Origin of the sequence: Pantoea sp. At-9b, assembly GCF_000175935.2 — a bacterium.
In the GTDB taxonomy this organism is placed as follows: domain Bacteria; phylum Pseudomonadota; class Gammaproteobacteria; order Enterobacterales; family Enterobacteriaceae; genus Pantoea.
This window is the reverse complement of sequence record NC_014837.1, coordinates 3997446-4012254: the sequence shown is the minus strand read 5'-3', so window position 1 is coordinate 4012254 and position 14809 is coordinate 3997446. Positions and strand designations below refer to the sequence as shown.

The following is a 14809-nucleotide window of genomic DNA, read 5'->3' as shown; positions in this document are numbered from 1 at the left end:
GCCGCTACGTACCTTGGTGTGCAAAATATTATGCGGATTTCAGTTCGCTGGTCTGGGATGCTGTCCGTGGACGCTGTCCCTGCGGCGTGGCATACCAGTAGCCGAGGCCCATCAGTACCATGCCGGAGAACATATTACCCAGCGTCACCCACAGCAGGTTATGACCGATGCCGGCTAACGTCAGGTCGGCATTATGCTGACCAAACCACGACAACGCAAAGAGTGTCATATTCGCGACAGAGTGTTCATAGCCAGAGGCGATAAACGCCAGCAGGCACCACCAGATAGCAAGGAATTTTGCGCTTCCTTCGGTACGTACCGCCATCCAAATCGCCAGACAAACCAGCCAGTTACACAATGCGCCTTTAAAAAACAATGCGCTGGCTGTTTGCGTGGTTTTCGCCAGCGCGGCGCTGTGCACGAGTGAGCCAGCATTCGGCAGCAATGCGCCAGCGGCGTAGTAATAAATCAGCGCCACGGCCACGGAGCCGATGAAGTTACCCAGCCAGGTTTGTGGCAGTACGCACCACATCTGGCTGGTACGAATGCTGCCCGCTTTGACGCCAATGGTGAGGAACATGGTATGACCGGTAAACAACTCTGAACCGGCGATGATCACCAGCGTCAGTGCCAGTCCAAAGGTCGAACCCATAATCAGCGGACGGTATGCCGGGTCGGCGAGGTTGCCCAGGGTGAAGATCAGGATAATCGCCAGGCCAACGTAGGCACCGGCCATCGCCGAACTGATCCAAAAAGACAATGGGTTGTGTTGAGCGGTACGAGTGATGCGCGCCGCATTGGCGGCGCATTTTTCCAGGGTATCAGTAAACATAAGTATTTCTCAGAAAGTTAGATAATTTTTTCAAATGCAGATTTCGACCTGGCCACGGCTGACGCGCACCGGATAGCTCGCCACCGATCGGCTGTCATCTTCAAGGCAATGGCCATCGCTCAGGCGAAAACGTTGCTTTTTCAGCGGACTGGCAACCCATAGCGCCTGCTGGTGTTCGGCAATGATGCCGCGTGATAGCACGCTGGCTTCGGCGAAGGGATCGATATTGCTCAGGGCGAACAGTTGCTCATCAGCCCGGGGACGGAAGATCGCGATTTGCTGTCCTTGTACCAGCGCACACACGCCAGTGGCGGGCAGGATCTGGTGTAATTCACATACGGCATGCCACTGACTCATACGTCGGCCTCCTCAATCAGGGTGACGGCAATACGCTCAGCGGGACGTGCCGGGCGATGTTGTTCGCGCAGGTTGATGTTTTGTACCAACGGGTCGCGCTGGTGGCTGTTGATAAAGGTAGCGAAGTGCGCCTGCTGGTGCGGGTCGTTGACCGTTGCCGCCCATTCACATTCCGCCAGACCGCGCAGACGCGTCAGTTCATGCTCCAGTTGGTTGTTCAGACCGAGTTTGTCGTCGACGATGACGCTGCGCAGATAATCAATGCCGCCTGCCATATTTTCCAGCCAGACGGAGGTACGTTGCAGGCGGTCACCGGTGCGGATGTAGAACATCATGAAGCGGTCCAGATAGCGCAGCAGCGTATCATTATCGAGGTCAGCAGCCAGTAGGTCGGCATGGCGTGGTTTCATACCACCATTGCCGCACACGTAAAGGTTCCAGCCCTTTTCCGTGGCGATGACCCCCACGTCCTTGCCCTGCGCTTCAGCGCACTCGCGCGTACAGCCGGAGACACCAAACTTCATCTTGTGCGGGGTACGGATGCCTTTGTAGCGGTTCTCCAGCTCAATGCCGAAGCCAAGGCTGTCTCCGACGCCATAGCGGCACCAGGTACTGCCGACGCAGGTTTTCGCCATACGCAGTGCTTTGGCGTAGGCTTGCCCGGTTTCAAACCCTGCGGCGATCAGCTGTGTCCAGATGGCGGGCAGATCGTCGCGCTGTGCGCCGAACAGACCAATACGCTGCGAGCCGGTGATCTTCGTATAGAGACGGTACTGGTGTGCCACTTTGCCAATCGCCATCAACCCTGCGGGGCTAATCTCACCCCCCGGGGAACGCGGGATCACCGAGTAAGTACCATCTTTCTGGATATTGCCGAGGAACAGGTCGTTGCTGTCCTGCAATGGGGTCAGTTGTGGCTTAAGGATGTGTTCATTCCAGCACGAGGCCAGCAATGAACCGACAGTGGGTTTACACACCTCACAACCGTAACCCTGGCCATACTTCGCCAGTAGCGCGTCGAACGAGGTTATCTCTTCCACGCGGATCAGGTGGTACAACTCCTGACGTGACCACGGGAAGTGGGCACACAGGTGATTATTCACCTCGATACCCTGACGGCTCAGCTCGGCGTTTAACACCTGGGTGATCAGCGGAATACAGCCACCGCAGCCGGTGCCCGCACGGGTTTCCGTCTTCAGCGCCGCCACAGTGTGACAGCCATTTTTCACGGCGCTGACGATATCGCCTTTACTGACGTCAAAGCAGGAACAGATCTGCGCGCTGTCCGGCAGCGCATCGACACCGATCGCCGGCTTTTCACCGCTTCCCGCAGGCAGGATCAGCAACTCCGGGCGTTCTGGCAGCGTGATGTTATTTAACGCCAGTTGTAGCAGGTTGCCGTAGTCGCTGGTGTCACCTACCAGCACCGCGCCGAGCAGCGTTTTGTTATCTTCGCTGACGACCAGGCGTTTGTAGATGGATTGCTGCTCGTCGAGCCAGACATAGCTGCGTGCGCCTGGCGTGCGGCCATGCGCATCGCCAATGCCGCCGACATCCACGCCCAGCAGCTTGAGCTTGGCGCTCATATCGGCACCGGTAAAGGTATTGTCGCGGCCCAGTAAGGTGTCGCTGGCAACCTGCGCCATTTTGTAGCCCGGTGCCACCAGGCCAAATATCCGATTCTGCCATGCCGCGCATTCGCCGATGGCGAAGATGGCGGGGTCGCTGGTCCGGCAGCGATCGTCAATGGCGATACCGCCGCGCGGGCCGAGTTGCAGGCCGCACTGCTTCGCCAGCTGATCCTGCGGACGAATACCGGTGGAGAACACAATAAAATCGACGTCCAGCGCGCTGTGATCCTTGAAGTGCAGCGTTTTACCACCGTCGTTGTGGTGGACAATTTCGTGCGTATTCTTACCGGTGTGCACCTGTACGCCCATCTGCTCAATCTTACGGCGCAGCTGTTCGCCACCCTGGCGATCCAGTTGTTCTGCCATCAGCACCGGCGCAAACTCAATGACATGGGTTTCAATGCCAAGGCTTTGTAATGCGCCTGCTGCTTCCAGTCCGAGCAGGCCACCGCCAATCACGGCCCCGCGTTGACTGCGCTGTGCACAGGCTGCAATGGCGTCGAGGTCTTCGATGGTGCGATAAACAAAGCAGTCGCTGCCATCTGCTCCCTGAATCGGTGGGATCCACGGGTAAGAACCGGTGGCGAAGATCAGCGTGTCATAGGGCACAACACGGCCAGTACTGGAATGAATCCGTTGCTTGTCGCGGTCAACCGCAATGGCGCGTTCACCCAGCAGCAGGTTGATCTGATGTTCTTCGTAGTAGCCTGCACTGACCAGCGAAAGCGCTTGCGCGCTATGGTGGGTGAAATAAGCGGATAAGTGGACGCGATCATAGGCGACCCTCGGCTCTTCACAAAAAACGGTGATGGCAAATTGGTTGGGTTCGGCCTTATCAATTAATTCTTCTATGTAGCGGTGGCCGACCATGCCGTTGCCAATAATGACGACCTGATGTTTGCTCATATTTTCCCCAAAATGAAGGTGTATGCGGCTACCTTAGCCGTTACAAGAATGGGGTTATTGATGCATATCAAATACCCTTTTATATACTCATTTCGAGGTATGTTGCTGATATTAAAAACATTCGCTTCTGAGCGGTAAATCGTGCGGCTAAGGGATGTGCAAGGGACAGGTATTGACGCTATTTTAAGATGTCGCGTTTCTACAGGAGAAGGGCATGGCTAAGACGTCGCTGCAATGGATCAACAATCTGCGTTTACCCGGCCAGCAGGGGTTGTGGCAAATCGAAATCGGGCAGGGGAAAATTTCCCGTATTGTGCCCCAGTCAGCCGAGTGCAGCGCCCAGGAAGGTGTACTGGACGCCGAAGGCGGTCTGGCGAGCGCCCCCTTTATTGAACCGCATATTCACCTTGATACCACGCAAACTGCGGGTGAACCGGCATGGAATCAATCCGGCACGCTGTTCGAAGGCATTGAACGCTGGGCCGAGCGTAAGGCGCTGCTCAGCCATGATGATGTGAAACAGCGCGCGAAGCAGACGCTAAAGTGGCAAATCGCCAACGGTATCCAGCATGTGCGTACCCATGTGGATGTCTCGGATCCGACGCTGACCGCGCTGCAAGCCATGCTGGAAGTAAAAGCGGAGATGGCACCCTGGATTGATATCCAGATTGTCGCTTTTCCGCAGGAGGGCATTCTCTCTTATCCCAATGGTGAAGCGCTGCTGGAAGAGGCGCTGCGCCTCGGTGCAGATGTGGTGGGCGCGATACCCCATTACGAATTTACCCGTGAATATGGCGTCGAGTCATTACACAAGGCCTTCGCGCTGGCGAATCGCTATGACCGCCTGGTGGATGTGCATTGTGATGAAATCGATGATGAGCAGTCGCGTTTTGTGGAAACCGTTGCGGCGCTGGCTCATCGCGATGGCATGGGTGGCAGAGTGACCGCCAGCCATACCACGGCGATGCATTCCTATAACAATGCTTACACCTCACGCCTGTTCCGTCTGCTGCGCCTGTCCGGTATCAACTTTGTCGCCAACCCGTTGGTGAATATTCATTTGCAGGGCCGTTTTGACAGCTACCCCAAACGGCGCGGCATTACCCGGGTGAAGGAGCTGCTGGAAGCGAATATCAACGTCTGTTTTGGTCATGATGACGTATTTGATCCCTGGTATCCGCTCGGTACCGCCAGCATGTTGCAGGTGCTGCATATGGGGCTGCATGTCTGCCAGTTAATGGGCTATGAACAGATTGATGCGGGGTTGCAGCTAATCACCACCCATAGCGCCAAAACCATGCAATTGACCGGCTATGGTCTGGAGCCGGGTAATGATGCCAGCCTGATTATCCTGCCAGCAGAAAGCGGATTCGATGCCGTGCGGCGTCAGGTGCCGGTGCGCTATTCGTTGCGTAAAGGTGAGCTGGTGGCGGCAACACAGCCGGCAAGCAGTGAGATCTATCTGGGGGAAGCGGAAGCGGTGACCTTTCGGCGCTGAGAAGCAGGGCGGACTGGCGTCCGCCCATGCAGGTTAGTGCGTAATATGGCCGTGCTGGCGATGTTTGGTGACAAAGCCGAGCAGGACACACATGACAAACACCACAGCATACAAGCCGTTGGCGGTCGCCAGTGCGGCATGCGCACCGCCTTTCGCCACAATCGGACCCGTGACCACAAAGGTCAGCATGGTGCCCACGGTGCCGCAAGTCAGGATAAAGTTGACCAGTTTCGGCGATGAGGCTTTGGTTTGCAGTGAACCCAGGGTGATGATGGTGGTGTAAATGGCGCTGGAGCTGAAGCCGAGGGTCATGATGATCCAGTGCAGCATCGTGGCGTCACTGGTGCTGACAAACCAGTACATCAGCACGGTGGCAATGGCCGCCAGCACCATCAGGATGCGTTGCAGATCGAAGAAGCGCAGCAGGAAGCTGAACACCCACATGCCGACCATATAGGCCGTCCAGAAGTTCCCCACTAACTGACCGGCAGCAGCGATATCCATCCCCATGGTTTTGGTGGCATATTCCGGCACCCAGGAGATAAATCCAAGCTGACCGAGGATGTAGCACAGCGCCGCAATTGACAGGAACAGCACGCCAATGCCCCATTTCTCTTTTTCCGCCGCCTGCGTTTCGGTGTTGTTTTTCAGCACCGGGAACTCAACGCACAGCGCCAGCACAAAGATGGCGATATAAATAACGCCAATGCAGGCGTAGACCCAGTACCACGGCAGGGCGCGTGCCAGCAGGATACCGGCGATGATCGGGAACAGCGTACCGGCCATGCTGAAGAAGGAGTCGGTAAACAGCAGACGTGAACCGCGTTGGCGACCATCATACAAATGGGTGATCAGGAAGGTACCGATCGACATGGTAATGCCGCTCACCACGCCGAGCACAAACATGCACAGCGAGAAGACTGACAGATTATGGCTGGTCATCAGACCAAATACCGCCAGTACCATCAGCACGAAGCCAAAGATCAACTGACGTTTTAACGGCACAATGACCATCAGCCAGGCGTTCAGGAATACCGCGACCAGAATACCGGTATTGAGAAAGGTGAAGGTGTTACTCATTTCTGAGATCGGCAGCTGGAAATACTGTGCAATATTGTCCAGAACCATCCCGGTCACAATCACCAATGCGCCGGTCAGCGCATAAGAGAAAAAGCTGATCCAGGTAAGGCCAATACGATTACGGTTTGTCATGTGGGGGACCTGTTTTGAGCACCGAAGTTGGCAAAAAGTGTCATGAATTGTAAATGCAACTGTGATCTTAATAAACAAAGAGTGAAATATGGTTATCAGATTTCATTAATAGTGTGATTTACATCACGCAAATGATTGCGCAGCGCCGATTCGCGGCGATTTCCCGCTGGCACGTAAATATAGGTAAAACGCTGGCTCTTGTATTACATGCTCTTTACAATCAATCTCGTTTTGAGCTTGCACTTCATGGTAAGGAATCTTTCATGTTTAAACGTACTTTGACAGCGGCGGTTGCCCTGTTAGCGCTCTCATCTGTTTCCGCCTCTGCCCTGGCGGCCAAAGGCGATACTCACGTTCTGCTCACCACCTCTGCGGGTAATATCGAACTCGAACTGAATAATCAGAAAGCCCCGGTGTCGGTGAAAAACTTTGTTGATTACGTCAACAACGGTTTCTACAACAACACCATTTTCCATCGTGTGATCCCTGGCTTCATGGTGCAGGGTGGTGGTTTCACTGCGGATATGCAGCAGAAACAAACCAACGCGCCGATCAAAAACGAGGCAGACAACGGCCTGCGTAACCTGCGCGGCACCATCGCCATGGCGCGTACTGCCGAGAAAGATAGCGCGACCAGCCAATTCTTTATTAACGTCACCGACAATGCCTTCCTCGACCACGGCCAGCGTGATTTCGGTTATGCGGTATTTGGTAAAGTTGTGAAAGGAATGGATGTGGCGGATAAGATTGCTCAGGTACCGACCAAAGATGTGGGTCCGTACCAGAATGTGCCGTCAAAACCGATTGTTATCCTCTCCGCTAAAGTTCTGCCCTGATTTTTCTGCGCGCCATTGCACGATGGCGCCACCTGCCGCTCTCCGGCAAAGCGAATATTTGCTGCTTATACTTAGGGCAAATTGCTTGCCGGAGGCTCTATGACCAGCAAACTGACCGACAAACAGAAAGCCACGCTGTGGCAACAGCGCCGTGCTGCCAGCTATCAAGCCAGCTGCCGTCTGGCGGGCTATACGCTGAGCGAACCGGCTATCACGCTTGAACAGGCCGACGAACGGCTGACCTCGTTGAGGAGGCAATATGGCGGATAACACTTTGGCGGTACGCGATCCCTACCTTTGGCACAACGACAGCGTGCTGAAGAATCGCCTGAACATTCACGATAGCGCCCAACTGCGTAAAGCTGAGCTGGCGTTCAGTGCGGCGCGGCTTGCCACGCTGGATCTGGGGCCGCAGCGCACCGGGATGCCATGGCTGTGTCATATTCATCGCACCCTGTTCCAGGATCTGTATAGCTGGGCCGGTGAGCTGCGCACGGTAGACATCTGGAGCGATGAGACACCCTATTGCCACTGTGCCTACATCGAGAAAGAAGGCAATAACCTGATGAGCGCGCTGGCGGATGAAGAGGGGCTGGCCCATCTGGCGCAGGATGAATTTATCGCACGTCTGGCACATTACTATTGCGAGATTTATGTGCTGCATCCGTTCCGGGCCGGGAATGGCCGTGCACAACGCATCTTCTTCGAGCAACTGGCGTTGCATGCCGGCTATTTGCTGACGTGGGATAAACTGGATCGCGATAACTGGCGTGCGGCGATCCGCGAAGCGGTGGGTGGCGATTTAACCCTGCTGAGTGCGCAGTTTGCAAAAGTGGTAAGTCCTGCCCGGTAAAATGCGTAGAATAGCGGCGGTTTACCGGCCTGAGGGCGCTATGCTGCTGTTAATCGATAATTACGACTCCTTCACCTGGAATCTCTACCAATACTTTTGCCAATTGGGCGCTGACGTCAGGGTGGTGCGCAACGATGCCATCACCCTCGACGAAATGGAGGCGCTGCCGCTTACACATCTGGTAATTTCGCCCGGCCCCTGTACCCCGGATCAGTCCGGCATCTCGCTGGCCGCTATCCGCCACTTTGCGGGCCGTGTGCCGATTCTTGGCGTCTGCCTCGGCCACCAGGCGATTGCTCAGGCCTATGGCGCACAGGTGGTGCGTGCGCGTCAGGTGATGCATGGCAAAACGTCGGCGATTCAGCATAACGACCGCGGCGTATTTCGTGGACTGCATAATCCGCTCAACGTCACCCGCTACCATTCGCTGATTGTGGCACGCGCGACCCTGCCTGCAGAGTTCGAAATCACCGCCTGGAGCCTGCGTGATGGTGAGCCGGATGAGATCATGGGATTTCGTCATAAAACGCTGCCACTCGAAGGGGTACAATTTCACCCGGAAAGTATCCTCAGCGAGCAGGGGCATCAACTGCTGGCGAATTTCCTTAACGGCTAAGTTGTGTTTGCCTTTGTGTGATTTTTTATGCATATTTTGTGATTATAATTTCACGTCAGCTCAACAAATAATCCGATGAGGTAGGCAATGGCAGCAGAAAAGCTAGCGGTAACCCGGGAAACGTTCGATAACGTTATTTTGCCTGTTTATGCACCAGCGCAGTTTGTGCCGGTTAAAGGCAAGGGCAGCCGAGTCTGGGATCAGCAGGGCAAAGAATATATCGATTTCTCCGGCGGCATCGCGGTGACTGCGCTGGGCCATTGTCACCCGGCGCTGGTGGAGACACTGAAAACTCAGGGCGAAACCCTGTGGCACACCAGCAACGTGTTTACCAATGAACCGGCACTGCGTCTGGCGAGCAAGCTGATTGCCGCGACCTTTGCCGAGCGCGTGTTCTTTGGTAACTCCGGTGCCGAAGCCAACGAAGCCGCGTTTAAGCTGGCACGTTACTACGCCTGCAAAAAACACAGCCCGTTCAAAAGCAAAATTATCGCCTTCCACAACGCTTTCCACGGACGCACGTTGTTTACCGTGTCAGTGGGTGGCCAGCCGAAATACTCCGACGGTTTTGGCCCGAAACCGGCTGATATCGTCCACGTCCCTTTCAACGACCTGGCGGCAGTGAAAGCGGTGATCGACGATCACACCTGCGCCATCGTGGTTGAGCCGATTCAGGGCGAGGGCGGTGTTATGCCAGCCACGCCAGAGTTTATGCAGGGTCTGCGCGCCTTATGTGATGAGCACAACGCGCTGCTGGTGCTGGACGAAGTGCAGAGCGGCATGGGGCGTAGCGGTAAGCTGTTCGCTTACGAACATTACGGCATCACCCCAGATATCATCACCACCGCGAAAGCGCTGGGCGGTGGTTTCCCGGTGAGCGCGATGCTGACCACCAATGAAATCGCCTCGGTGATGGCACCCGGCGTGCATGGCACCACCTACGGCGGTAACCCGCTGGCCTGCGCGATTGCTGAAACGGCGCTCGACATCATCAACACCCCTGACGTGCTGGAAGGTGTTGAATCACGTCGTCAGCAGTTTGTTGCAGCCTTGCAAGCGTTGGACAGTAAATTTGACCTGTTCACGGATATTCGTGGTAAAGGTCTGCTGATTGGCGCAGCGCTGAAGCCACAACACGCCAGCAAAGCGCGTGACATTCTGCATGCCGCCGCCGCCGAAGGTCTGATGATTCTGACCGCTGGCAATGATGTGATCCGTTTTGTGCCGTCACTGGTGATTGAACCGACCGATATCGAAGAAGGCATGGCGCGCTTCGCGGTGGCTATCGAGAAGGTGCTGGCGGCGTAATCAGTTTTTCACCCGTAGCCCGGTCAGCCAGCGGCCATGATGTGGTCGCTGGCTCCATGCCAGCGAAGAGATGGTGTGCATCACGTTCAGGTGTTGCAGAATGCGCTTCACATGCTGCTCGACAATCGTTACCGCCCCCTCATTGATGTTTTCCGGCGCTTCCAGAATATTGCTGTCGTTACCGGGGCCATCATGCTCCAGCCGCTGCTGACAGCGTTGTAGCGCGATTTCACAGGATTGCAGATAGCGTTCCGCCAGCTTTGGCGTCAGCATCGTATGCTCGCGTGCCAGGATGGTCATCGCGTTGATGTGTTCGACGATAAACTGGCTGTGCGTCACCCACAGCCGCATATCTTTCAGATACTGGGAATTAAAGCCTGGCTCGGTCATCGCCTGATTCAGCGAGTTAAACATCGCGTTGTGCGCCTGATTGACCTTGATGCGTTGATAAGCCAGTTTCTCCGGTGACTGCTCCGGTCCGAGCAACAGCTGCATGGCTTCCTGATCGGCTTCCAGCGCATCGTGCGCGTTCTTCCGCAACAAGCCGCTCTGCCACTGCGGCCACAGCCAAATCATGCCGCCAAAGGCAATCAGACACCCCATCAGCGTATCCATCATGCGTGGCAGCAGAAACTGTGCGCCATTCAGCGACAGCAATTGCAGCGAATACACCGCTGTCACCGTGAAACCAATCATCGACCAGCCGTAATATTTACGCGTCACCAGATAGCTGGCGAGGGTGATCGCCAGCATAAATAACAGGGTGATGGATTCCGGTACGGCAAAACGCAATGAGGCGGCAGCAATCAACAACCCGGCAAAGGTGCCGAGCGCACGGTGTTGAATCCTCACCCGCGTGGCGCTGTAGCCATTCTGGCTGACGAACATGGTGGTCATCAGAATCCAGTAAGGTTTGGGGATGTTAAAGAACAGCGCCAGCGCGCTGCCAAACATCAGCATCACGGCAAAGCGGGCCGCGGTACGCAAGGCGGGCGATTTCAGCGACAGATAGCTGCGCAGCGCCGGAAAAAACGGCAGGCGGCGTTGGCGATCGGCCATCAGGTCACGGGTATACAGCGGTTTCTGGGTACGCAACACGCGCGCAATGCGGCTGAAATGATACAGACAGAAGTTACCCACCGGATTGTCCGGGTGCTGACGGGCAATTTTTTCCAGCGCACCCAGTTGCTTATCCATTTGAAAACGGTCCGGCAACTGGTGATACAGAATGGCATCGGCCAGCAGACGCAGGCGGGCGGAGATGGTTTTGGCATTCCAGCGAATCACCGCCTCGGCATGGCTTTGCTCCACCAGCTTTTGCACTTCTTCCGGCTGATGCAGGCTAACGGAGATGTGTTCCTGCAAATCCAGCGCCACCTGAAAAGCGCGCGTCAGGCGTTTATGGCTGTTATCCCGGCTGGCCGACAGCATGTGCATTTGCTGATAGCAGGTGGTGATCAGATCCACCGCTTTCTGTTGGCGTGCCAGCAACGGAGGCAGCGCTTTCTCCGGGTCGGTCAACTGGGTCAGCAGGGTATATTTGGCATCGCAATAATCCGCCAGCTCACGGTACAACAGGCTCAGCGACTCGCGCATCGGCTGCTCTTTCCACAGCCAGAACCAGAACCAGTTAAACAGCCCGTACCACAAGGTGCCGCCAATGTAGAGCAGCGGTGGTACCCAGATAGGCATGCGGCCTACCAGGCTCAGGGTAAAGATGGAGGCGATCAGCGTGGCGGGCAGCAAGCGGCCATGCAACGGGCTGATCTCGCCGGTCACACCGACTAATAACGGCAGCACCAGCAGAATCAGCGGCAAGGGGACGTGATAATCCGTCAGCCATTGAATCAGGAAGCTGCCGGTCGCAAACAGGGAACCGCCAATAACCAGGCGTTTGAAGAAACGTTTATGCGGCGTATCAAGACCGGCGATGTTGCAGCAGGCCGGCACTAAGGAAAACAGCAAGCCTTTTTGCAGATCGCCAAACAGCCAGCCGAGAGCCACGGGCAGGCACAGCACCAGCGTTTGCCGCAGGGCGTAGTTAACCTCGGGATGATAGATGATTCGACGCCACATCAGCTCATCGCAGACAAAAACGGCGCGATGCTGCCATCACGCCGTGGGTGAGAAGAAATTAGCGGGTGCCGTAAACGACGATGGTTTTACCATGTGCGGAGATCAGGTTTTGATCTTCCAGCATTTTCAGAATACGGCCAACTGTCTCGCGTGAGCAGCCGACGATCTGACCAATTTCCTGACGGGTGATTTTGATCTGCATCCCGTCCGGGTGGGTCATGGCATCAGGCTGCTTGGCCAGATTGAGCAGCGTCTGCGCAATGCGGCCGGTCACATCAAGGAAGGCAAGGTTGCCTACTTTTTCTGATGTCACCTGCAGGCGACGCGCCATCTGCGCCGAAAGACGCATTAAAATATCCGGGTTTACCTGAATCAGCTGACGGAATTTTTTGTAGGAAATTTCAGCCACTTCGCAGGCAGTTTTCGCTCTAACCCAGGCACTGCGTTCCTGACCTTCTTCAAACAGGCCAAGCTCGCCGATGAAATCCCCCTGATTGAGGTAGGAGAGGATCATCTCTTTGCCTTCTTCATCTTTAATCAGCACCGCAACGGCACCTTTCACGATGTAGTAGAGCGTTTCCGCTTTCTCACCCTGATGAATCAGGGTGCTTTTGGATGGATATTTGTGAATATGGCAATGGGACAGGAACCATTCGAGTGTAGGGTCTGTTTGCGGTTTGCCGAGAACCATTCGCTATTATCCTCTGTTGTAATCGTGCCCAAAACACAGGGGGCAGTTTTCCCTGTCAGGCGGTGAAATCGTAGAGCGCTTCCTGTAAAGGAAAATTATTCGGGTGGACTCTTAAGCCAGGCTTCTGATTCTTCCCGCCTTCGTCTATTGCGACGAAAATATTTTCAGCACTGTTTGTAGCACAGCTTTTGCTAGCTGTCTTCTGTTGTCTCGCTTCAGCAAAAGGGCGATTAGTCTGGATTGCTGTTTCTCAGGTGAAAGCGTACTCTGGCGGCAAATCAGCCGATTCAGGAGAAAGAATAATGCAGGCACGGGTCAAATGGGTGGAAGGGCTTACCTTTCTCGGAGAATCCTCATCAGGTCATCAGATATTAATGGATGGCAATTCGGGCGACAAAGCACCGAGTCCGATGGAGATGGTGCTGATGGCTGCGGGCGGTTGCAGCGCGATTGATGTGGTGTCGATCCTGCAAAAAGGGCGCAATGACGTGGCGGATTGTGAGGTAAAACTGACCTCGGAACGTCGTGAAGAAGCACCACGCATTTTCACACATATCAACCTGCATTTTATTGTCAGCGGCAAAGCGCTGGGCGACAAAGCGGTGGCGCGGGCGGTTGATCTGTCGGCGGAGAAGTATTGCTCGGTGGCGATTATGCTGGGCAAAGGGGTAGAAATTACCCACAGCTATGAGGTGGTTGAACTTTAGCACGAACGTAGCGGCGCGATTTATCGCGCGGATTTTTTCGTGCAGCATGCACGGTCAGGCGATTTATCGCGCCGATTTTTCCCGCAGCGATTCCGGGATCGCGTGATAAATCGCGCCGCTACGAAAAATTTGGCTTACTTGATGCGTTTGCCTTCAATCAGGCGTTGCACCAGCGGCGTCATAATCAGCTCCATCGCCAGCCCCATTTTGCCGCCGGGCACCACCAGGGTGTTCATATGCGAGATAAAGGAATCCTGAATCATCGCCAGCAGGTAAGGGAAGGCAATGCCTTCCAGTCCACGGAAATGGATCACCACAAAGCTTTCATCCAGGGACGGAATTTCACGCGCGGCAAACGGGTTCGACGTGTCGACGGTCGGCACGCGCTGGAAGTTGATGTGGGTACGCGAGAACTGTGGGGTGATGAAGTTGATGTAATCCTCCATCGAACGTACCACCGAATCCATCACCGCTTCGCGTGAATGGCCGCGTTCACTGGTATCGCGCACCAGCTTTTGAATCCACTCAAGGTTAACGATCGGTACCACACCCACCAGTAAATCGACATGCTCAGCCACGTTGTGCTGCTGCGTCACCACGCCGCCATGCAAACCTTCATAGAACAACACATCGGTGTTTTCCGGCAGCGGCTGCCACGGCGTGAAAGTACCGGGCACCTGGTTCCACGGCACGGCTTCGTCATAGGTATGCAGATATTTGCGCGACTGGCCGAGGCCGGTTTTACCGTACTGCTCAAACGTCTGCTCCAGCAGACCAAAATCGTTCGCTTCTGGCCCGAAATAGCTGATATGACGGCCCAGATCGCGCGCTTTGCGGATCGCCATGTCCATTTCCGGGCGCGTATAGCGATGGAAACTGTCACCTTCCAATTCAGCGGCATGCAGATTCAGCTGCTGAAATATTTTGCGGAAGGCGAGGCTGGTGGTGGTGGTTCCGGCACCGCTGGAACCGGTAACGGCAATGATCGGATGCCTGGCTGACATAACAAAGCTCCCTGTGAAATCCGGCGATGAGCATTGTTAGCACGAAAAGCCGGGATGTGCATTAGCCGCGAAATTCACCGCGCGCCATGATATTGACGGTTTCGTGCAGTTCTGACCACACCAGCACCGCGTCACCGCGTTCCAGCTGGCGACGCACATCAGCGACTTTTTGCGCCAGACTGCGCTCCTGTTCACCGTAGTCGGTGCCTTCGCGTAATACAAAGGCTTCAATCAGGTTTTCCAGCGTTTCAGGGTCGAGTTGTTGCCACGGAATAATCACGA

General features: G+C 55.3%; 15 protein-coding genes. 7 read left to right on the top strand and 8 right to left on the bottom strand.

Annotation, left to right across the window (positions count from 1 at the left end; translation table 11 throughout):
• Positions 1 to 28 precede the first annotated feature (28 nt).
• From nirC to nirB, 3 genes are read right to left on the bottom strand one after another with little or no spacing between them, the layout of a single operon-like run.
• On the bottom strand, positions 29 to 832 hold the full coding sequence (gene nirC / locus PAT9B_RS18565) for a nitrite transporter NirC (protein ID WP_013510806.1): 804 nt from the start codon (positions 830 to 832) through the stop codon (positions 29 to 31).
• A gap of 30 nt (positions 833 to 862) precedes the next feature.
• Positions 863 to 1189, bottom strand: a complete 327-nt coding sequence (gene nirD / locus PAT9B_RS18560; RefSeq protein WP_013510805.1) for a nitrite reductase small subunit NirD — start codon at positions 1187 to 1189, stop codon at positions 863 to 865.
• Positions 1186 to 3726 carry a nitrite reductase large subunit NirB gene (gene nirB / locus PAT9B_RS18555; RefSeq protein ID WP_013510804.1) on the bottom strand — a complete coding sequence of 847 codons (2541 nt, stop codon included), beginning with the start codon at positions 3724 to 3726 and terminating at the stop codon, positions 1186 to 1188. The genes nirD and nirB overlap by 4 nt, the downstream gene beginning before the upstream one ends.
• A gap of 214 nt (positions 3727 to 3940) precedes the next feature.
• Here nirB and PAT9B_RS18550 point away from each other — a divergent pair, with 214 nt between their 5' ends.
• On the top strand, positions 3941 to 5224 hold the full coding sequence (locus PAT9B_RS18550) for a cytosine deaminase (protein WP_013510803.1): 1284 nt from the start codon (positions 3941 to 3943) through the stop codon (positions 5222 to 5224).
• A gap of 33 nt (positions 5225 to 5257) precedes the next feature.
• On the opposite strand, the gene tsgA is transcribed toward PAT9B_RS18550, so the two are convergent.
• Complete coding sequence (tsgA, locus tag PAT9B_RS18545; RefSeq protein ID WP_013510802.1) at positions 5258 to 6436, bottom strand: MFS transporter TsgA; 1179 nt, start codon at positions 6434 to 6436, stop codon at positions 5258 to 5260.
• A 263-nt stretch (positions 6437 to 6699) separates the two neighbouring features.
• Here tsgA and ppiA point away from each other — a divergent pair, with 263 nt between their 5' ends.
• The 5 genes from ppiA (at position 6700) to PAT9B_RS18525 (ending at position 10049) form a co-directional block, all read left to right on the top strand.
• Positions 6700 to 7272 (top strand): peptidylprolyl isomerase A, encoded by a 573-nt coding sequence (gene ppiA / locus PAT9B_RS18540; protein ID WP_013510801.1) that lies wholly within the window; start codon positions 6700 to 6702, stop codon positions 7270 to 7272.
• A 99-nt stretch (positions 7273 to 7371) separates the two neighbouring features.
• Positions 7372 to 7542: a YhfG family protein gene (locus tag PAT9B_RS29820; RefSeq protein ID WP_013510800.1), complete on the top strand. Its 171-nt coding sequence runs from the start codon at positions 7372 to 7374 to the stop codon at positions 7540 to 7542.
• A complete protein-coding gene (locus PAT9B_RS18535) occupies positions 7532 to 8125 on the top strand; it encodes a putative adenosine monophosphate-protein transferase Fic (protein WP_013510799.1) in 594 nt (197 codons plus the stop codon). Before PAT9B_RS29820 ends, PAT9B_RS18535 begins: the two co-directional genes overlap by 11 nt.
• A gap of 40 nt (positions 8126 to 8165) precedes the next feature.
• On the top strand, positions 8166 to 8741 hold the full coding sequence (locus PAT9B_RS18530) for an aminodeoxychorismate synthase component II (protein WP_013510798.1): 576 nt from the start codon (positions 8166 to 8168) through the stop codon (positions 8739 to 8741).
• Positions 8742 to 8828: 87 nt separating this feature from the next.
• Positions 8829 to 10049, top strand: coding sequence for an aspartate aminotransferase family protein (locus tag PAT9B_RS18525; protein WP_013510797.1), 1221 nt, complete (start codon positions 8829 to 8831; stop codon positions 10047 to 10049).
• On the opposite strand, the gene PAT9B_RS18520 is transcribed toward PAT9B_RS18525, so the two are convergent.
• Together PAT9B_RS18520 and crp are read right to left on the bottom strand one after the other, a co-directional pair.
• Positions 10050 to 12125, bottom strand: coding sequence for a YccS/YhfK family putative transporter (locus tag PAT9B_RS18520; protein ID WP_013510796.1), 2076 nt, complete (start codon positions 12123 to 12125; stop codon positions 10050 to 10052).
• 58 nt (positions 12126 to 12183) lie between these two features.
• Positions 12184 to 12816, bottom strand: coding sequence for a cAMP-activated global transcriptional regulator CRP (gene crp, locus PAT9B_RS18515; protein ID WP_013510795.1), 633 nt, complete (start codon positions 12814 to 12816; stop codon positions 12184 to 12186).
• A gap of 302 nt (positions 12817 to 13118) precedes the next feature.
• Between crp and PAT9B_RS18510 the strand changes: the two genes are divergently transcribed.
• Positions 13119 to 13523 carry an OsmC family protein gene (locus tag PAT9B_RS18510; RefSeq protein WP_013510794.1) on the top strand — a complete coding sequence of 135 codons (405 nt, stop codon included), beginning with the start codon at positions 13119 to 13121 and terminating at the stop codon, positions 13521 to 13523.
• A gap of 134 nt (positions 13524 to 13657) precedes the next feature.
• Here the strand turns inward: PAT9B_RS18510 and PAT9B_RS18505 are convergent, their stop codons facing one another.
• Together PAT9B_RS18505 and PAT9B_RS18500 are read right to left on the bottom strand one after the other, a co-directional pair.
• On the bottom strand, positions 13658 to 14527 hold the full coding sequence (locus PAT9B_RS18505) for a phosphoribulokinase (RefSeq protein WP_013510793.1): 870 nt from the start codon (positions 14525 to 14527) through the stop codon (positions 13658 to 13660).
• A 61-nt stretch (positions 14528 to 14588) separates the two neighbouring features.
• Positions 14589 to 14807 carry a YheU family protein gene (locus tag PAT9B_RS18500; RefSeq protein WP_041526013.1) on the bottom strand — a complete coding sequence of 73 codons (219 nt, stop codon included), beginning with the start codon at positions 14805 to 14807 and terminating at the stop codon, positions 14589 to 14591.
• Between the last annotated feature and the right edge of the window lie 2 nt (positions 14808 to 14809).

Excerpts from the sequence above, each read along its gene's own strand:
- PAT9B_RS18505 (WP_013510793.1), bottom strand. The coding sequence starts at position 14,527 with ATGTCAGCCAGGCATCCGATCATTGCCGTTACCGGTTCCAGCGGTGCC.
- tsgA (WP_013510802.1), bottom strand. The coding sequence starts at position 6,436 with ATGACAAACCGTAATCGTATTGGCCTTACCTGGATCAGCTTTTTCTCT.
- nirB (WP_013510804.1), bottom strand. The coding sequence starts at position 3,726 with ATGAGCAAACATCAGGTCGTCATTATTGGCAACGGCATGGTCGGCCAC.
- nirC (WP_013510806.1), bottom strand. The coding sequence starts at position 832 with ATGTTTACTGATACCCTGGAAAAATGCGCCGCCAATGCGGCGCGCATC.
- PAT9B_RS18535 (WP_013510799.1), top strand. The coding sequence starts at position 7,532 with ATGGCGGATAACACTTTGGCGGTACGCGATCCCTACCTTTGGCACAAC.
- PAT9B_RS29820 (WP_013510800.1), top strand. The coding sequence starts at position 7,372 with ATGACCAGCAAACTGACCGACAAACAGAAAGCCACGCTGTGGCAACAG.
- PAT9B_RS18510 (WP_013510794.1), top strand. The coding sequence starts at position 13,119 with ATGCAGGCACGGGTCAAATGGGTGGAAGGGCTTACCTTTCTCGGAGAA.
- ppiA (WP_013510801.1), top strand. The coding sequence starts at position 6,700 with ATGTTTAAACGTACTTTGACAGCGGCGGTTGCCCTGTTAGCGCTCTCA.
- PAT9B_RS18550 (WP_013510803.1), top strand. The coding sequence starts at position 3,941 with ATGGCTAAGACGTCGCTGCAATGGATCAACAATCTGCGTTTACCCGGC.
- crp (WP_013510795.1), bottom strand. The coding sequence starts at position 12,816 with ATGGTTCTCGGCAAACCGCAAACAGACCCTACACTCGAATGGTTCCTG.
- PAT9B_RS18520 (WP_013510796.1), bottom strand. The coding sequence starts at position 12,125 with ATGTGGCGTCGAATCATCTATCATCCCGAGGTTAACTACGCCCTGCGG.
- nirD (WP_013510805.1), bottom strand. The coding sequence starts at position 1,189 with ATGAGTCAGTGGCATGCCGTATGTGAATTACACCAGATCCTGCCCGCC.
- PAT9B_RS18530 (WP_013510798.1), top strand. The coding sequence starts at position 8,166 with ATGCTGCTGTTAATCGATAATTACGACTCCTTCACCTGGAATCTCTAC.
- PAT9B_RS18525 (WP_013510797.1), top strand. The coding sequence starts at position 8,829 with ATGGCAGCAGAAAAGCTAGCGGTAACCCGGGAAACGTTCGATAACGTT.